Origin of the sequence: Tunturibacter gelidoferens (assembly GCF_040358255.1) — a bacterium.
Taxonomy (GTDB): Bacteria; Acidobacteriota; Terriglobia; order Terriglobales; family Acidobacteriaceae; genus Edaphobacter; species Edaphobacter gelidiferens.
In genome coordinates, this window is sequence record NZ_CP132938.1 from 452,263 (window position 1) to 468,017 (window position 15,755).

Below are 15,755 nucleotides of genomic sequence, written 5' to 3' on the forward strand. Positions count from 1 at the left end.
CGTGTGCCTGAATTCTGTCAACTAAAAACTTAGGACATAAACACATGTAAAGAGAAATAAGCCTTGCGCACTGTACCGAAGGACGCAATCCATCACGAACTCAACCACAATCAGCCGGCACTCCTCTTCGCTGGCGACCCGCAAAAAATCACCCCCAGCAGAAAGCAAACCGCAGCCACCGCGGACAACACCGCAGGCACAATCGAAAAATACTGCAGCGAAAGCACAAACCCCACGCACTGCAGCGCAAACATGGCCCACCCAATCGGGCGCGCTCTCCTCTCACCCGCTCGAGCCATCGACCCCAGCGTCCAGGCCAGCCACGCGCTAAAAACATCAAACGCTGAGATCGACAGCCCAAAGCCGGTATAGAACCCGCCATAGCTGAACGTCGCGCGGCCCGCAGAAAATCTCACGCTGTTCATCGCCTCCCACACGGCGCGGCCTTCCGCCGACTCCGGACGGAAGGCCAGAAAGCCGTACGTATGGCCCACTGCAAACAGCAGCATCAGCACAGCCGCAGCGCGAAACCACACCGCCGCCCTCATACCTCTTCGTCCGCCTTCGCCGCAAACATACCCAGCAGACCGCCCCATCCGCCCTCGGCGTTCACCTGTTCGCGCATCTTCGCGCATCCCATGCCATGGCGTTGCAGGCCGCGATGCTCCAGTTCCACCAGCGTCGTGCCATCATCTGCCGGAGTAAATCGCACCTCCACCTCGCTGCACTTGCTCAAATCCGGTTCGAACTGCCAGTCCGGCTTTATCTGCCACGCCATCACAAACAGGTGGGGCGGCTCCCACGTCAGCACCGAACCCCACGGACAGTTCGTCCCATCCTCCTGCTCGGTAAAGATCGCGCCCATCGGCCTGCCCTCCACCACAACCCGCTTCATCGGCGAGCTGCCAATGTGGTGCGTCCTCGGCCACCAGCTATCCATCTCCTCGGTAAAGATGCGGAAGGCACGGGCCGCATCCGCTCGCACGCGAATACTCTTGCGTACCGGCTCGACCACCTGAGCCTCTCCCTCCATCGTCATCGTGTCCTGCGTATTCAGCTGTCTCTCCGGCATATTATTTCTCCTCTACCTTCGCTTGAAATGCTTCCAGAGCCTCGCCCCAGAAGTTGTCCAGATACGATCGCAACGCTGCAAATCCCTTCGGATCCAAACTGTAGTACCGCCGCGTTCCTGCCGCCTCATCGCGCACCAGCTTCGCCTCCTTCAGAACCCGCAGATGCTGCGAGACAGCCGGCCTGCTCACCGTAAGACCTCGCGCCAGCTCTCCAACCGGCAGCGGCCCCCGGCGAAGCCGCTCCAGCAGCATCCGCCGCGTTACATCCCCAAGTGCATCCAGTTGCTGCTGTCCGTAAGTAATCACTTACCGTAAGCTAATACTTACCTAAAAATCCGTCAAGCTTTTTTTCATCCCAAAGCAAAGAAATCCTCGCCGACCAACGGGAGGCCGCAAGGCGAAGCCGGTACACACCCCACGAAGTGGGCGCCGCCCGCGCAGGGCGCACGAAACGTCCCCACCGATTTATCATGGAGGGTATGCCGTTTCCGATCAAAGTCTGCGCCATCTGCTCCGAAGAGTTCGAGCTGAAGCCCGATAAGCCCGGCTTCGCCAACCGCTGCCCGGAGTGCAGCGCCGAAGAGCCCTCCGACCCCGTCACCAAACCACACATGGACGCCGTCGACCGCAAAATCCAGACCGAAGCCAACGCCGCCCGTCGCCAGGCGATGCGCGAACTCCTCTACCGCAAAGACAGCTAACGGTTCCCGACCTTATCACGTAAAACTTGTCTTCAGGACGCTTTTGCTGCAACGAGGTGCTGAATGAAGCGACGAGAGTTCCTGACCACCGCGGGCGCAGCAGCCCTTGCGCTCACCCTGGACAGCACGTACGCCAATGGGCAACCAGTCCCTGCCTCAGCTTCCCCGCTCCAACCGCCTATCAACGCTGAGTCAGCAACTTCGACATATGTGATTCTCGGCGTTCCCCTTCGTGCAGGATCGCTCTATCCCGGAAACGAGAACGACGCTCAGGCCTACCGTGACGCCGACCTGGTAAAGCAGCTCAACCACGCCGGTCGCAGCGCTGTCGATGCCGGGAATCTCCCGATACCCAGCTATCTTCCCCATCACTCCGTTCCTCCCATCAGAAGCTGGCCAGCTCCACGAATCGTCTGGGATCTGCTCAGCGAGCATCTCACCGGGATACTAAAACAACCCGGACAGACTCCGCTCTTGATTGGTTGCGACTGCAGCGTCGTCGTAGGAACCGCACAAGCCTTGAGCAAAGTCACATCAAACGATATTCACGTCCTCTACATCGACGGAGACTGCGACGACGCCGCGCCCATCTCTTCCCGCAGTCAGAGCGCCGCCTCCTGCGCGGTCTGGTTTCTCACCCATGACTCGCCGTTTTGGAATGGCCCCCCGCTCAAACCTTCGCAGGTCTCCTTCGTGGGATGGACCACCCCCTCGCAGTCGCCGGAAACAGGCATCCGATCCACATCGCTGGCCGATCTCCGGCGCATCGGCATTCGACAATCGGCGCAGCAGGTCCTCGCAGCGATACCACCCTCCGCTGCAATCCTGTTGCATCTGGACATTGACGTCTTCCGCGCAAGCGACCTCACCCCCATCTACTTCCCACACGAAGAAGGACTCAGCCTCGAAGAGGGCAAGGAGTTGCTCGGCATACTGCTTCAGGACCCCCGCATTCGTCACATCGAAATCAGCGAATATGCCGCTCTCCGGGACGTCGGTCAAAACTCCGTGCACCAGCTGGTCCAGATCCTCGTCGACAAGCTGCCTCCCTCGAAGCCACAGGCGACCTCTCCATGCTGACCGCAAAGCCGCAGACCGACCGCCCCTCACTCCTTCTGCGCGGAGTCCGCAAAGCCTTCGCTGATGTCGTCGCCGTCAACGGCCTCGATCTCGAGGTCACACCCGGCGAGTGCTTCGGTCTGCTCGGGCCAAACGGCGCCGGCAAGACCACCACCATCGAGATCTGCGAAGGCCTCACCACACCCGACAGCGGCGTCGTCGAACTCCTCGGCCTCAACTGGCGCACCAACGCGGACGAGCTTCGCCAGCGCATCGGCCTCCAGTTGCAGGAGACGCAGTTCTCCGAGAAGATGACCGTCGAGGAGACCCTGCGCCTCTTCCGCAGCTTCTTCCACCGCGGCATCACCGTCGAAGACTCCATCAGAAGCGCCCAGCTTGAAGAGAAGCGCAGCGCCCGCGTAGGCACACTCTCCGGCGGCCAGAAGCAGCGCCTCGCCATGGCCTGCGCCCTCGTCGGCGATCCCGAACTTCTCTTCCTCGACGAACCCACCACAGGCCTCGATCCCCAGGCCCGTCGCAACCTCTGGGACCTCCTCGACCGCCTCAAGCAGGAGGGCCGCACCATCATCCTCACGACGCACTACATGGACGAAGCCGAGCGCCTCTGCGACCGCGTCGCCATCATGGACCACGGCCGCATCATCGCACTCGACACGCCTCCGAAGCTCATCGCCTCCGTCGGCGGTGAGCACATCGTAGAGTTCGCCGCCACCAGCCGCGACAACGGAGCCGCCACAGTCGATCCAGCCCTCCTCACCGCAATCGAAGGAGTGGAGTCTCACCGCCTCACCGCCGGCATCCACCAGCTCTCCGTACGCGAGCTCCACACCGCCGTGCCGAAGATCTTCTCCGTGCTCGCCTCGCAAGGCCTTCACCTGGACGAGTTTCGCACCCACTCCGCGACGCTTGAAGATGTCTTCGTAGGTCTCACCGGAAGGAACCTGCGCGATGAATAAGCTGGAGCTAAGCAGCCTCTATCAACTCACGATGATGCGCTTCCGCCTCTTCCTGCGCGAGCCCGAAGCCATCTTCTGGATCTTCATCTTTCCCATCCTGCTCGCCGCAGGCCTCGGCATCGCCTTTCGCAACCGCCCGCCGGAGGTCCTTCAGGTTGGCGCCACCACGTTGCAACTCACCCAGGCCCTCAACGCCGACAAGGGCCTCACCTCCATAACCATGGACGAGGCCACAGGCACGCAAGCCTTAGCCACAGGACGCATCCTGCTCCTCGCCGTTCAGCGACCCGACACAACCGTCTACCAGTACGACTCCACTAACCCGGATGCGCGCACCGCGAAGCTGCTCGCCGACCGTGCGATTCAAACTGCAGCCGGCCGACACGACGCCCTCCCCAGCAAAGAGGAACTGGTGCACGAGACCGGCGCCCGCTACATCGACTTCGTAGTGCCCGGCCTATTGGGAATGAACCTCATGGGCTCCGCCATGTGGGGCATGGGATTCGCCATCGTAGACGCGCGACAAAAGAAACTCCTCAAGCGTCTCGTCGCCTCGCCCATGCCTCGCTGGCAGTACCTCGCGTCGTTTCTCCTCTCGCGTCTCGTCATGCTCGTGGTCGAAGTCGCCGCCTTTCTAGGCTTCGCCCGCCTCGTCTTCGGAGTTCCCTTTCGCGGATCGATCACGCAACTCTCCCTCCTCTGCATCCTCACGTCACTGGCATTCTCCGCCCTGGGCCTGCTCACCGCCTCCCGCGCCAAAACCATCGAAGCCGTCTCCGGCCTCATGAACTTCGTCATGTTTCCCATGTGGATCTTCTCCGGAGTCTTCTTCTCCTCCACCCGTTTTCCGGCCGCAGTCCAGCCCCTGATCCGAGCCCTCCCTCTCACCGCAGCAATCGACGCCATGCGCGGAAACATGCTCCAGGGACTAAGCCTCCAGCAGCTCCTCGCCCCGGTAGCCATCCTGTTGGCATGGCTCATAATCCCCTTCGCCATCTCCCTGCGCATCTTCCGCTGGCGCTAGTTCGGATGCCGTGGATTCCGCGAAAGGTCGGCGGAGATACCCGAACCCCGAAAAGCTTCTAAATCGTCTACCAGGGCCGCCCATTTTCCTTACAGAGAAGTACAACGTCGGTGCTCGATAGTCAGGGCTCGGTTCGGAGTTGGGTGACGAACTTCTGAAGTTCTTCGAAACGCGCGATCGCGTTCTGGACGTACTCGCCGTAGCGCGGATGGGTGAGAAGGGAGCCGTCGATCAGAGCCGCGGGCTCGATCATTGCTAAGTCCGTCTTACGAACCACCGACTGAGCCATCGCGTCCATACCATTGGCGAGGATGGCGCGCATTTTTATCAGCCCAGGTTCGGTGAGGAAGTCGCGATCCTGCTCCCTGTGCAGGACGGCGTACCCGTTCCAGAAGAAGGCAACGGCGGTCAGCGAGGCGCGGAGAATGATGTCGCCTGCGTGTTGGTGTTGGATGCGGTCGACGCCGAACTCGTACTCGATGGTGTCATTCATCGTGCGGATGCTGGCGACAGTCTTGCCGACCAGATCGCGGAAGCTGTCTGCCGGGCCGAGGAATTCGGCGGTGGTACGTGCAGCCGCCGACTCACGGAGGAGCACGCCGACGCCGCGAAAGATGGTAGCAAGGGAATTCCGCATGGCCGTGACGTTACGGACCGGCCAGATCAGGTCGAAGACAAAGGCCATGATCACCAGCGCCAGCAGAATGCCGACGAGGCGGTCGCGGGGAGGGGCAAGTTCGGTAGGAGCGGAGAACCCGGCGAAGACCACCAGATGAAAGGAAAAAGCGGTCTGCAGCCCGATAAAGTTGAACTGGCGTCCGCCGACGAGCCAGGCCGAGAAAAAGACAACCGCGATCACCAGCAGCACCAGCGAGGTGATCGAGTCCATGTGGGGAAAAAGAAAGACGGTCGACCCAAGTGCAAAGATCAGCCCCCCGATTAAGGAACCGGTAACGCGGAAGACTAGACGCTGCTTGAGAGCACCGCTCGTGCCGAGCCCGGCGATGAACACGGTGGCGGTGGATGTCGAGATGCCGGGCCACCCGACGGCCAGATAGATGATGTAGCAGAGCGTGGCGCAGAAGCTGATCTTGAGAGCGAAAGCGATAGTCTGAGGCTGCCAAAGGGCTCCCGGAATCAGGAAAGGAACCTGGCGCGAAGGTAGGGCGATGAGCTTCTTGCTGGTGGCCAGGTCGCCCTTCATTGGCATGGAGATGATGTCGTGCAGCACAAGGTCGACGCGATCGAGGAGCGTAGGCTCTGGCCCCACAGCATGTTCCTCCGCCAACTGCTTCCGCAGGTCCGGTGGAACCGTGTCGAGTGCAAGATAGTGGCAGAGGTTCGCGATGTGAGCGCAACGCTGGCGAAGGGCGGGGTCGGAGAGAGTGGGGTACTGAAAACCGAAGGCAGCCGCAACATCCAGAAGCTGCGCCTGCATCGTGATCCGGACGCGCACACCGATGGGGAGCATGCTGGGGTCGAGGTTGCGCTCAACGATGATGTTATAGAGCCGCTGCATGGCGTACTGGCCCGCAACGGCGAGACGCGAGACGTGAATGACAGCCGGGGAGAGCTGCGCGGCATCCGCTCCCTGGGCGTAAAGCGAGAACATCGTTTCGAGCGCCTGGTAGCGCAAGATGCGCTCCTTCTGCAGTTCCTCGGCCGCATTGCGGCGGCCAAAGACGTATTCGACGAAGACCACAGAGCCTACAGACAACGAGACAGCGCCGAGCAGGTAGAGCATCTGCTTCACCAACGGGCCAGCAGGGGCATGGGTCTCCCAGAGTGACATCAGCACTGTGAAGATGAAGCCGAAGATCACGGCAAACCCCGGCGTGGTACTCGACACGAGGAGCATCCCGCTCACGAAACTCGCGGCGGCGACACTCAGCACACGCGACATCGGATCGTTGTCAGTGACAACAACCACAGCGAGCACGGCCGCGATCGTCATTGATACGGTGAGCAGTGAGAGCATCGCGGAGCGAAGCGAGACGGCTGGAGAGTCGCGGCCGACGAGGAAGATGTAGTACATGGCAAGCCCGGCGAAAGGCATTCGCAGCGTCATCAGCAGAATCAGCGCAATGACCGAAGCGAGTACGATCCGCAGCGCACCGTTCCAGCGGCCCGGCGTGGGTTGGATGTCCTGCCAGATGCGCGCGGTCCAGGTGGACAGATTCGCAGCCATAGCCGGTTACCTCAGGACCGTGACCGAGGGTCTCGCCAATGTCTTTCTTCTGTGGGAGCGATACGAATCATGAGTAGTGGTTTTCATGAGGTGCTACCAAAGGACAGTCTACCGTTGATTGAGATGGAATCCACCCTTCACATTACTGAGGTCTTGTTCAACTGTCCTCCCATCACCCCAGACGGTGGCTGCCTTGGCAGTACGAGAAGGGACGCCCACCCCCTCAGCGGAGAACCCCTCATACGCGCTAACCGCCGCAATCGACGCCATGCGAGGCAACATGCTCCAGGCATCAACCTCCCACAACTCATCGTCCCACTAGCCATCCTCTTAGCGTGGCTCGTAATCCCTTCGCCATCTCGCTCCGAATCTTCCGCTGGCGCGCTAGTTATCGCGGGGACGAAAATGGTGGGGAAACCGGCGGTGAGTCCGATTCGAGTCCGGCACTAGAAGCTGTCGAAAACCGCGTTTTGCGGGAATAACGTCGTCACTTCCGACAAGCCGACTTATGAGGCCTGACTTCACGAAATAGCGACGTAGAGGTCGTAAGCTAGAATTCCGACAACGGCCTTGACTTGTGAGCGTATCTACGAGGAGAGCGTTTATGAGAGTCCCGCAACAGCGACCGTTATCGATCTTCCTGTTTTTTCTTGGTGTCCTTAGCGGATGCACCTACGCCCTCGACGTTCACAGCCATCGCTTAACGTCGACACTCGCGCAGTTCATTGTGTGGTGTCCTGGCGCCGCTGCACTGTGCACCTGCCTGCTGCTCCGCATCCCTCTCGGAACCCTGGGCTGGAGTTGGCCGGCACGACGCTTTCTCAGGCTCGCGTATTTTCTGCCGCTGCTCTACGCCACGCCGGTGTACCTGCTCACCTGGCTGGTCGTTCGCGGCTCCTTCACCCTCAAGAGCTTCGAAGCCTCGATGGTAGAGCCTTATGGATTGGCCCGCTGGCCCGCCTTCGGGACGTTTGGCGTGGCGCTGCCGCTGTTGTTTACCGTCGGCGTTGTCTTCGAAGCGGTGTGGTCGCTCGGCGAGGAACTCGGATGGCGCGGGTTCCTGTTTCCCCGGCTGCAGCAGCGGTTCGGCTTCCACGGCGCCTGCCTGATCTCAGGGTTGATCTGGGCCGTGTGGCACTTTCCGGAACTCCTCTGGACCGACTTCAGGCCGGACACAAAGCCCATCTTCTTCCTCGCCTGCTTCACAATCATGGTGACCGCGAACGCCTACCTCATGGGCTACCTTAGACTGCGCTCGGGCAGCCTCTGGCCCTGTGTTCTTCTACACGCCACCCACAACACGTTTATTCAGAGCTTATTTGATCCGCTGACGGCTCCTGTCGGTTGGGCAAAGTACATCACCACAGAATTCGGGGTTGGGTTAGCGGTCACCGTCGTCGTAGCAGCAACGGTCCTCGTTTCGCGTAGCCGTCTACGTGAAGGCTTTTCCCCTGCCGCGACAGATGAGCCACGATAGTTAAAGGGATCAGTCCTGAGAAACGCCGTTTCGTTTATTAATTCAGCCTAACGCGTTATCGCTAATCAGCAGTTGCCGAGAAGTCGGCTTTTCGGCAAGTTGAGCCGCTGCCGTCAAGCTGACCCACTATCGAAAACCTTCACGCAGCACATATGTCGGCCGCATGACATACAACGAATGTTAATTTTCTGCTAATACTGGTAGATGCGGAAAAAAGTAGTTGAGATCAAACCAGCCGATCGCCAAGCCATCCTCGAAGAACGCCGTCGCCTCAAGATGGCACGCTCTGCCCACGCCTATGTCCGCGGAAACACCCTCCAGTTCTACCAGTGGCTCAAAGCCGACTCCGCCCGCAAGCTCCCCCAGGGCCCTCCCGTTTGGATCTGCGGCGACTGCCACGTAGGCAACCTCGGCCCCGTCGCCAACTCCGAAGGCAAAGTCGAGATCGAGATCCGCGACCTCGACCAGACCGTCATCGGCAACCCCGCACACGACCTCATCCGCCTCGGCCTCTCCCTTGCCACGGCCGCCCGCGGCTCCGACCTCCCCGGCGTCACCACCGCCCTCATGATGGAGCAGATGGTCCAGGGATACCGCAGCGCCCTCATCCCACACATCGCCTCGAAGGTCAAGAAAACCCCCGAAAACCTGCGCCCCGTCGAGACCGTGCTTCGCCAGGCCGTCAACCGCGAGTGGCGACACCTCGCGCAGGAGCGCATCGAGGACGTCAAACCGACCATCCCCCTTGGCGACCGCTTCTGGACACTCTCCGACGAAGAAAAGGAAGAGATCGAAAAGCTCTTCCAAAACGAAGACGCGCGAAAACTCATCACCTCGCTCAAGCATCGCGACAACGACGCAAAGGTCCGCGTGCTCGACGCCGCCTACTGGATGAAGGGCTGCAGCTCCCTCGGCCGCCTCCGCTACGCCGTCCTGCTCGGCGTAGGCCCGAAGAAAGACAAGGAGTACTGCCTCGTCGATATCAAGGAGGCCGTGCGAGCCGCCGCACCCGCCGCAAAGAACGCCAACATGCCAAAAGACTTCGCCCAGCGAGTCGTCACCGGAGCCACCAACCTCTCGCCCTACCTCGGCGAACGCATGCTGGCCGCAAAGTTCCTCGGCCACCCCGTCGTCCTGCGCGAACTCATGCCCCAGGACCTCAAGCTCGAGATCGACCGTCTCACCCGCGAAGAGGCCGTCAACGCCGCTAGCTACCTCGCCTGCATCGTCGGCAAAGCCCACGCCCGCCAGATGGACGCCGCCACCCGCAAACACTGGGCCGCCGAGCTAACCAAAAACCAGTCAAAGACCCTCAACGCCCCAGGCTGGATGTGGACCAGCATAGTCGAACTCATCGCCAGCCACGAAACCGCCTACCTCGAGCACTGCCGCCTCTACGCCACCGCCTAGTTGAAAAAGGATGGGCCTTGCAGGCGGCCCGCTACGCGCGGTGCGGTCACTTCGTGACGTGTATACCCCTTCGGTTGGCGCTCCCGATGGTCGCGATGAAATACCAGTCGGCCATCGGGAGGCCGAGGCGAAGCCGGTATACACCCCACGAAGTGGGCGCCGCCCGCGCAGGGCAACCCAAGGCAGATTTCGATCTTGAGCGGGGAGGCATTAGCACACGCACAAATCCTCTCCTCTCCCAACCAAGATTTTCCACAGAAAAATCAATGATTATCCCTTTGACTTAGGAGGGACCAAATTCATTTACGAATAGTTGCTTGACATGAAAGGTTCACCCTAAGTTTTCGTGTCTTATCTAGCTAAATTCGTGGTCTCTGTTCTTGCCGTTGCCCTGACAGGGTTAGCGCTGAATGTTGCCACGTTATTCCATTTCCGTAGTTACATCAGGGCAATTGAAGAAGAAGGGCGGCTGAGTAGACGGGTAGTAACCACAAAAACTAGTGGTGTGTGGTCGGTCAGTAGGCTTTTGGAAAACATCCCAATAATCAATAGCGAAGCGGAGGTAGATTTTCCTCCCGCTGGGTGTTGGGGGAATACTAAGGAAAAGAGCGTTCCCATTGTCTCCCGGGGGCTGAACAGTCCTATTTCCTTTGACTATCCTGAGATCCGGGCTGGTAGCGCCCACGGAAACGTTCCCTATGGATATCCCGACATTCAGCGCGGGAGTTTTTCCTGTGTTCGCTATCGCAACAGTAGCTTCCCCAGGAACATTCTCGGAATATGCCGTCGTCAATTTCACGCTTTTCACGGATATCCAAGCCCGCTGGTCTATCCGAGAAGACTCTATGGAGGCATTCAAAGCCCTATTAGAAGCATTTTCCGAGGACTCTCTAGCTTCTTCAGCGTCGATAGCTTGCCGTTTCAGATTTCCGACAGCTTTTTCAATTCCAATGTTGATACTTTGGGCGCTTTTAGCGAAGTCTCGGGAAGCTTGCATGTTTTGAGTAGACGCATAAGCGTTGATCTGTGCCGCAGAGATGAGTTGGGAGGTTTGTGCCGTGGTTGCGGCATTATTTTCGCAGCTAGTGAACCATTGACCAGCCGCAAAAAAGGTAATAGCAGCGGCCAAAATAAGCTCCACTATCCTATCGCCGCCGCCGTTGGCGAATCGATTCCAATACCTTTTTATCAGGCCATCTTGTACATGTTGGGGTTCATTTGCACTTGTGTTTCTGTATTCAGTTTGGCGAATTTTATCGACCCCAGAAGTAACACTGCCCGAGACTACTGGATCTTGGGAGCGTCTACTATCATTTTCGCTGGGCTGGCCTTGTTGCTCATCCATACAGCAGCCTACCTCCCGCTCTATATTTGACCAAGGGTGGAATATGAAACACGAATACCACGAAGGCACCACCACGCCTAGAATAATCGAATGAAGGACATAACCGTAAACAAAGACAAATTTGACGCGGTATTGCGCCGAATGCTCGAAATGAAGCCTATCTCTAAGGCAGAGATTAGCGCGAAGATCAAATCGGAGAAGGTGGCGAAAGCCAAGAAGACCGTCCAGAAAATGGACAGAAAGAAGTAGGCGTGCGGCTTACTACATTGCTGTAGCTCTAAGAGACGCGTTATTCCACCCCTATACGTCCACTTGCGCTTTGCAACGCTTCCGTGGGTTTGCAATGGGATGGCGCGGGGTCCTACCGCACGCCGAACCAAATTGTGATTAGAAAGTCAGATCTTTGTACGGCAGCGGTTTCTTATTGAGCATGTTGGTTAGGGTCATCTCGAACAACCAAGGCTGCATCTTCCGACGGTTGTATCGCCAGCAAAACTCTCCAAGATAGCGGTCCAAATGTTCGCGGCTGAGTTGGTGATAGTTTCCGATGATGCCCCGTTTGAATAGAGAGAAGGCATTCTCTACCGTCTGTGTCGAAGTCCAGTTCTTATCGTTCAATTCTTCTTTGTGACTCGTTCGGTTGTGCTTTTCCTTTGGTATGACGTACTGATATGTCCGCAAAGCATCCGTTACGACTTCTTTGGTGGTTGATCTGAGTTTGTCATCAATCACTGGCTTCATGTCCTTGGCAAGCCGACTCTTCACAGTTTTCAAATGAATGCGTCCGCTTCGCTCAGCCATCCCAATAACGATTGTCTTGGCATCGCGTCCAGCTTTTACGCCAACCCCACGCTTACGACCGCCCACGAATGTCTCGTCTATCTCAACCGTTACTGACTCGCCGCCGATCTTGAAAGACTTTGGTTCCTGCATCGCCTCACGAATACGGTGACAGACATGCCAAGCGGTTTTATAGGTCATTCCAATGTGGCGGCCCAACTGACTCGCTGAAATACCCTTTTTGCCATCCACCATAAGCGAGATAGCGGCAAACCACTTGGTCAAAGGCAAATGAGAGTCATGGAACAGCGTGTTTGTGGTGGCAGAGAAGTGCAAGCCGCAGTCAGCACACTCAAACAACCGCGCCACCTTACCAGTTTTACCCTTGGTTTCGATCAGATACACCTTGTCATGGTCGCAGGCCAAGCACCTTACACCATTCGGCCAACGCATCTTGATTAGGTGCAGTAGAGCGGCTTCTTCAGTCCCGAACTTCTTGGCTAGAGAGTAGAGATTCATAGTGATGTATTCCGTTTCTGAGGCCCGTTTCGAGGCGTCTCCCGAGAACGAATTTCTGCGACTATTTCTTGAAGCAACGCAAGAGTCTGATCCGCATTACCAGTGGCAGACGCCGCAAGAGCGGCTTGATATGCTGGTTCAAATTGCTGACGAAGCGGGAGTTTTATTTCCCTCATCTGGGTACATTCGCCCACGAGCCGTCTCCAGTTCTCCCCGTCCCGCGTGTAGTTCTCCAGAATGTGCTTTGCTGCCTGATTCTCTAAAGCCAGAGAATGAATGACAGCGATCAGGTCGGTCAGAATATTCCCTTGTGTTTCCATGCAATACATAATGCACTTATTGTGATCCTAAGTCAAAGGGATAATCATTGAAAAATCTCTAAAAAACTTGGCGTATTTTCCGTCCCCCAAAAGCACGCATCCAAAACACCACGTTTCACCAGCGAACCACCACGATCTCACCATCAAAACACCACGCCAAAACACCCACTTTCCCAAAACCCTCTCGAAAATAGCCCAAAAACAGGAAAAACCTCCCCGTCACCACGCCCGGATTTTTTTCTGCAAAATTAAGAGGTTTAGGATTAGAGAATGGACTGGAAGAGCAAACGGATTCGCACCATCCTTGAAGCTGCCCTGGCTGAAGACAAAGTCGCCAACGACGTCACCACCGCTCTCACCATCCCACCCAATCTCCGCGCCTCCGGAACCATCATCGCCAAGCAGGCCTGCGTCGTCTCCGGACTAGGTTGCATCCCCGTATTTCTAGATATCTTCGCCAAGATGTCCCCCGCTCCCGTAGGCCGTTTCGAAGTGATCAGCCACCCCGAAATCTTCGACGGCGTAAGCGTGAAGAAGGGCCAAACCCTCGCCGTTATTCGTCATAACGCTGCAGCGATCCTCTCCTGCGAGCGCGTCATCCTCAACCTCATGCAGCGGATGAGCGGCATCGCAACCCTCACCAACGAGTTCGTAAAAGCAGTCGCCGGCACCAAAACAAAAGTCCTGGACACACGCAAAACCATACCTGGCCTGCGCGTTCTCGATAAGTACGCGGTCTGCTGCGGCGGAGGCGTCAATCATCGTCTCGACCTGCAAGACGGAATCCTCATTAAGAACAATCACATCTCACTCGGCGGCGGCCTTCCAGCAGTGCTAGAACGCGCACTCGAACGCCGCAAGACAGGCCAGGTCGTGCAGGTCGAAGTCCGCAGCCAGACAGAACTAGACCAAGCCATCGCGGGCGGCGCGGATTCTATCCTGCTCGACAACATGACGCCCTCGCAGGTAAAGAAAGCGATCAAGCAGATCCGCGCCACCCTGCCAAACGTCCCCGTCGAAGCCTCCGGCAACATGAATCTAAAGACGGTGCGCGCCTATGCTCTAGCGGGAGTGGACTTCGTCTCCGTTGGCGCACTCACGCACTCAGCGGCCGCTGTCGATCTGAGCATGCGCATTACCGCAGACATCTACTGAGGACTGAGTGGCTGATTCGTTCGATCTAACCTCTGTTGAAGCTGCTCTCGCCGGCACCTCTTTCGCAGGCCATTTGCAGCACCTTCCAACGGTCGGTTCCACGAATCTGCTGGCGCTTGAAGCCGCGCAAGCAGGTGCATCGCATGGCAGCGTGTGGGTCGCGGATGAGCAAACCGCCGGACGAGGCCGTGGCGGCCACATCTGGCACTCCATACCCGGCGATGGTCTCTACCTCAGCGTCCTCCTGCGCCCAACGATGGCACTCGTCGACGCACTCTGGCTGTCCCTCGCAACCGGCCTCGCGGCGCGAGCAGCCATCGCTGCCGTCACCGGTCTTCGGTCCGACATTCGCTGGCCCAACGATCTTCTCCTCCGTGAGAAAAAATGCGGCGGCATCCTCGTCGAAACCTCCGCCGTCCCGTCGCAGTCGAACGCCCCGACGATGCTGCGGTACGCCGTCATCGGCATTGGCATCAACGTAAATCACCGCACCTTCCCAGAAGAAATTGAACCCTTCGCCACTTCTCTACGCCGCGAAAGCGGAGATCCGTATCCACGCGAACCCGTACTGATCGAGCTCCTAAGCGCTCTCGATCAAGAGATCCACCTTCTCGAAGACGAGCTACGCGGAGCTTCCAGTCACCCCCGGCTACTAGAGAGATTTGAGGGAGCCTCAACCTGGGTGCGAGGCAAACACGTTCGAGTTGACGAGGACGGCGGCTATACTGGCGTGACGACAGGGCTCGACCCGCGAGGTTTTTTGCGTGTTGCAGGAGATGATGGAGAGCTGCATACCGTACTCTCCGGCGGAGTTCGTCCGTTCTAGACGGAACAGGGTGGGAGATTCGGACCATGCTACTTGCAATGGATGTGGGCAATACCAACACGGTTCTCGGGCTCTACCAGCTAGCGAACGAAGCAACGACCCCGGCAACGGGCCCAGAGTTGGTGGCGAACTGGCGAATCACAACACCCTCGTCGAGACAGACCAGCGATGAGTTCGGCATTCTCCTGCGCAATCTTTTCGGCTTGAAGGGACTCGAGATCGGAGTCGTCGACGGCATCGCCATCTCTTCGGTGGTGCCTCCCCTGGACTCAACCCTGCGTCAGGTCTGCGAGCTCTACTTTCATGTGAGGCCCATCTTCGTCGAACCTGGCGTGAAGACTGGTATCCCTGTCTTGACTGATAACCCCGCGGAGCTCGGAGCCGACAGGATCGTCAACTGCATCGCGGCCTTCGAGCGTTTCGGAGGGCCCAGCATCGTAGTGGATATGGGTACGGCAACGACCTTCGATGTGCTCTCCAAAAAAGGAGAGTTCCTCGGCGGCGCAATCGCACCCGGACTTGGTATCTCCGCTGACGCACTATTCTCGCGTGCCGCCCGCCTACCGCGAATCGATATCAAGAAACCCGCGAAGGTCATCGGAACAGGCACTGTCGACAACATTCAGATCGGCCTCTACTACGGCTACATCGGACTTGTGGACGGCATCCTCGAACGCATGATCGCCGAGATGGGACCCGAGACTAAAACCGTTGCCACCGGCGGCCTCGCGAAGCTCATAGCCAGCGGATCGAAGTACATCGGAGCAGTAGACGAGATGCTGACCCTTACCGGCCTGCGCCTGATCTACGAGCGCAATCTCGACCGACATAAAAAGCGTGGGACCTAACCAGGAAGTACATTTAGGCACACTCGTCTGCGCTGGCTTAAGCTGTAGAAGAG

General features: G+C 58.2%; 17 protein-coding genes. 10 read left to right on the forward strand and 7 right to left on the reverse strand.

All coding sequences use genetic code 11. From position 1 onward, the window contains the following. Positions 1-110: 110 nt before the first annotated feature. The 3 genes from RBB81_RS02465 to RBB81_RS02475 are packed head-to-tail and all read right to left on the reverse strand — an operon-like array spanning position 111 to position 1,379. A complete protein-coding gene (locus RBB81_RS02465; protein ID WP_353072597.1) occupies positions 111-548 on the reverse strand; it encodes an LIC_13387 family protein in 438 nt (145 codons plus the stop codon). Further along, complete coding sequence (locus RBB81_RS02470) at positions 545-1,072, reverse strand: SRPBCC family protein (protein ID WP_353072598.1); 528 nt, start codon at positions 1,070-1,072, stop codon at positions 545-547. The genes RBB81_RS02465 and RBB81_RS02470 overlap by 4 nt, the downstream gene beginning before the upstream one ends. Position 1,073: 1 nt before the next feature. Then, positions 1,074-1,379: a metalloregulator ArsR/SmtB family transcription factor gene (locus tag RBB81_RS02475; protein WP_179586352.1), complete on the reverse strand. Its 306-nt coding sequence runs from the start codon at positions 1,377-1,379 to the stop codon at positions 1,074-1,076. 173 nt (positions 1,380-1,552) lie between these two features. On the opposite strand from RBB81_RS02475, the gene RBB81_RS02480 reads away from it, so the two are divergent. From RBB81_RS02480 to RBB81_RS02495, 4 genes are all read left to right on the forward strand, one after another. Next, a complete protein-coding gene (locus RBB81_RS02480) occupies positions 1,553-1,774 on the forward strand; it encodes a hypothetical protein (RefSeq protein WP_353072599.1) in 222 nt (73 codons plus the stop codon). Between the two features lie 63 nt (positions 1,775-1,837). Further along, entirely contained in the window at positions 1,838-2,854 is a 1,017-nt protein-coding gene (locus tag RBB81_RS02485) for an arginase family protein (RefSeq protein WP_353072600.1), read from the forward strand. Beyond that, a complete protein-coding gene (locus RBB81_RS02490; protein WP_353072601.1) occupies positions 2,848-3,810 on the forward strand; it encodes an ABC transporter ATP-binding protein in 963 nt (320 codons plus the stop codon). Before RBB81_RS02485 ends, RBB81_RS02490 begins: the two co-directional genes overlap by 7 nt. Continuing rightward, positions 3,803-4,834: an ABC transporter permease gene (locus tag RBB81_RS02495; RefSeq protein WP_353072602.1), complete on the forward strand. Its 1,032-nt coding sequence runs from the start codon at positions 3,803-3,805 to the stop codon at positions 4,832-4,834. The genes RBB81_RS02490 and RBB81_RS02495 overlap by 8 nt, the downstream gene beginning before the upstream one ends. 121 nt (positions 4,835-4,955) lie before the next feature. On the opposite strand, the gene RBB81_RS02500 is transcribed toward RBB81_RS02495, so the two are convergent. Both RBB81_RS02500 and RBB81_RS02505 read right to left on the reverse strand, forming a co-directional pair. Beyond that, positions 4,956-7,022: a fusaric acid resistance protein gene (locus RBB81_RS02500; protein ID WP_353072603.1), complete on the reverse strand. Its 2,067-nt coding sequence runs from the start codon at positions 7,020-7,022 to the stop codon at positions 4,956-4,958. Positions 7,023-7,130: 108 nt separating this feature from the next. After that, positions 7,131-7,304: a hypothetical protein gene (locus RBB81_RS02505; protein WP_179586364.1), complete on the reverse strand. Its 174-nt coding sequence runs from the start codon at positions 7,302-7,304 to the stop codon at positions 7,131-7,133. Between the two features lie 322 nt (positions 7,305-7,626). On the opposite strand from RBB81_RS02505, the gene RBB81_RS02510 reads away from it, so the two are divergent. Beyond that, positions 7,627-8,499 carry a CPBP family intramembrane glutamic endopeptidase gene (locus tag RBB81_RS02510; protein ID WP_183791329.1) on the forward strand — a complete coding sequence of 291 codons (873 nt, stop codon included), beginning with the start codon at positions 7,627-7,629 and terminating at the stop codon, positions 8,497-8,499. A 204-nt stretch (positions 8,500-8,703) separates the two neighbouring features. Next, the gene (locus RBB81_RS02515; RefSeq protein WP_353072604.1) at positions 8,704-9,909 is read left to right on the forward strand and encodes a DUF2252 family protein; all 1,206 of its coding nucleotides are present in this window, start codon (positions 8,704-8,706) and stop codon (positions 9,907-9,909) included. A 421-nt stretch (positions 9,910-10,330) separates the two neighbouring features. Here the strand turns inward: RBB81_RS02515 and RBB81_RS02520 are convergent, their stop codons facing one another. After that, on the reverse strand, positions 10,331-11,254 hold the full coding sequence (locus tag RBB81_RS02520) for a hypothetical protein (protein WP_353072605.1): 924 nt from the start codon (positions 11,252-11,254) through the stop codon (positions 10,331-10,333). A gap of 90 nt (positions 11,255-11,344) precedes the next feature. Between RBB81_RS02520 and RBB81_RS02525 the strand changes: the two genes are divergently transcribed. Further along, positions 11,345-11,503: a hypothetical protein gene (locus RBB81_RS02525; RefSeq protein ID WP_353072606.1), complete on the forward strand. Its 159-nt coding sequence runs from the start codon at positions 11,345-11,347 to the stop codon at positions 11,501-11,503. A gap of 138 nt (positions 11,504-11,641) precedes the next feature. On the opposite strand, the gene RBB81_RS02530 is transcribed toward RBB81_RS02525, so the two are convergent. Beyond that, positions 11,642-12,553: an IS1595 family transposase gene (locus RBB81_RS02530; protein WP_353072607.1), complete on the reverse strand. Its 912-nt coding sequence runs from the start codon at positions 12,551-12,553 to the stop codon at positions 11,642-11,644. A 590-nt stretch (positions 12,554-13,143) separates the two neighbouring features. Here RBB81_RS02530 and nadC point away from each other — a divergent pair. The 3 genes from nadC to RBB81_RS02545 are packed head-to-tail and all read left to right on the forward strand — an operon-like array spanning position 13,144 to position 15,702. Further along, a complete protein-coding gene (nadC, locus tag RBB81_RS02535) occupies positions 13,144-14,028 on the forward strand; it encodes a carboxylating nicotinate-nucleotide diphosphorylase (RefSeq protein ID WP_353072608.1) in 885 nt (294 codons plus the stop codon). A gap of 7 nt (positions 14,029-14,035) precedes the next feature. After that, positions 14,036-14,854, forward strand: coding sequence for a biotin--[acetyl-CoA-carboxylase] ligase (locus tag RBB81_RS02540; protein ID WP_179586372.1), 819 nt, complete (start codon positions 14,036-14,038; stop codon positions 14,852-14,854). Between the two features lie 26 nt (positions 14,855-14,880). After that, positions 14,881-15,702, forward strand: coding sequence for a type III pantothenate kinase (locus tag RBB81_RS02545; RefSeq protein ID WP_353072609.1), 822 nt, complete (start codon positions 14,881-14,883; stop codon positions 15,700-15,702). The last annotated feature ends 53 nt before the right edge of the window (positions 15,703-15,755 follow it).

Excerpts from the sequence above, each read along its gene's own strand:
- RBB81_RS02465 (WP_353072597.1), bottom strand. The coding sequence starts at position 548 with ATGAGGGCGGCGGTGTGGTTTCGCGCTGCGGCTGTGCTGATGCTGCTG.
- RBB81_RS02470 (WP_353072598.1), bottom strand. The coding sequence starts at position 1,072 with ATGCCGGAGAGACAGCTGAATACGCAGGACACGATGACGATGGAGGGA.
- RBB81_RS02480 (WP_353072599.1), top strand. The coding sequence starts at position 1,553 with ATGCCGTTTCCGATCAAAGTCTGCGCCATCTGCTCCGAAGAGTTCGAG.
- RBB81_RS02485 (WP_353072600.1), top strand. The coding sequence starts at position 1,838 with ATGAAGCGACGAGAGTTCCTGACCACCGCGGGCGCAGCAGCCCTTGCG.
- RBB81_RS02490 (WP_353072601.1), top strand. The coding sequence starts at position 2,848 with ATGCTGACCGCAAAGCCGCAGACCGACCGCCCCTCACTCCTTCTGCGC.
- RBB81_RS02495 (WP_353072602.1), top strand. The coding sequence starts at position 3,803 with ATGAATAAGCTGGAGCTAAGCAGCCTCTATCAACTCACGATGATGCGC.
- RBB81_RS02500 (WP_353072603.1), bottom strand. The coding sequence starts at position 7,022 with ATGGCTGCGAATCTGTCCACCTGGACCGCGCGCATCTGGCAGGACATC.
- RBB81_RS02505 (WP_179586364.1), bottom strand. The coding sequence starts at position 7,304 with ATGTTGCCTCGCATGGCGTCGATTGCGGCGGTTAGCGCGTATGAGGGG.
- RBB81_RS02510 (WP_183791329.1), top strand. The coding sequence starts at position 7,627 with ATGAGAGTCCCGCAACAGCGACCGTTATCGATCTTCCTGTTTTTTCTT.
- RBB81_RS02515 (WP_353072604.1), top strand. The coding sequence starts at position 8,704 with ATGCGGAAAAAAGTAGTTGAGATCAAACCAGCCGATCGCCAAGCCATC.
- RBB81_RS02520 (WP_353072605.1), bottom strand. The coding sequence starts at position 11,254 with ATGGATGAGCAACAAGGCCAGCCCAGCGAAAATGATAGTAGACGCTCC.
- RBB81_RS02525 (WP_353072606.1), top strand. The coding sequence starts at position 11,345 with ATGAAGGACATAACCGTAAACAAAGACAAATTTGACGCGGTATTGCGC.
- RBB81_RS02530 (WP_353072607.1), bottom strand. The coding sequence starts at position 12,553 with ATGAATCTCTACTCTCTAGCCAAGAAGTTCGGGACTGAAGAAGCCGCT.
- nadC (WP_353072608.1), top strand. The coding sequence starts at position 13,144 with ATGGACTGGAAGAGCAAACGGATTCGCACCATCCTTGAAGCTGCCCTG.
- RBB81_RS02545 (WP_353072609.1), top strand. The coding sequence starts at position 14,881 with ATGCTACTTGCAATGGATGTGGGCAATACCAACACGGTTCTCGGGCTC.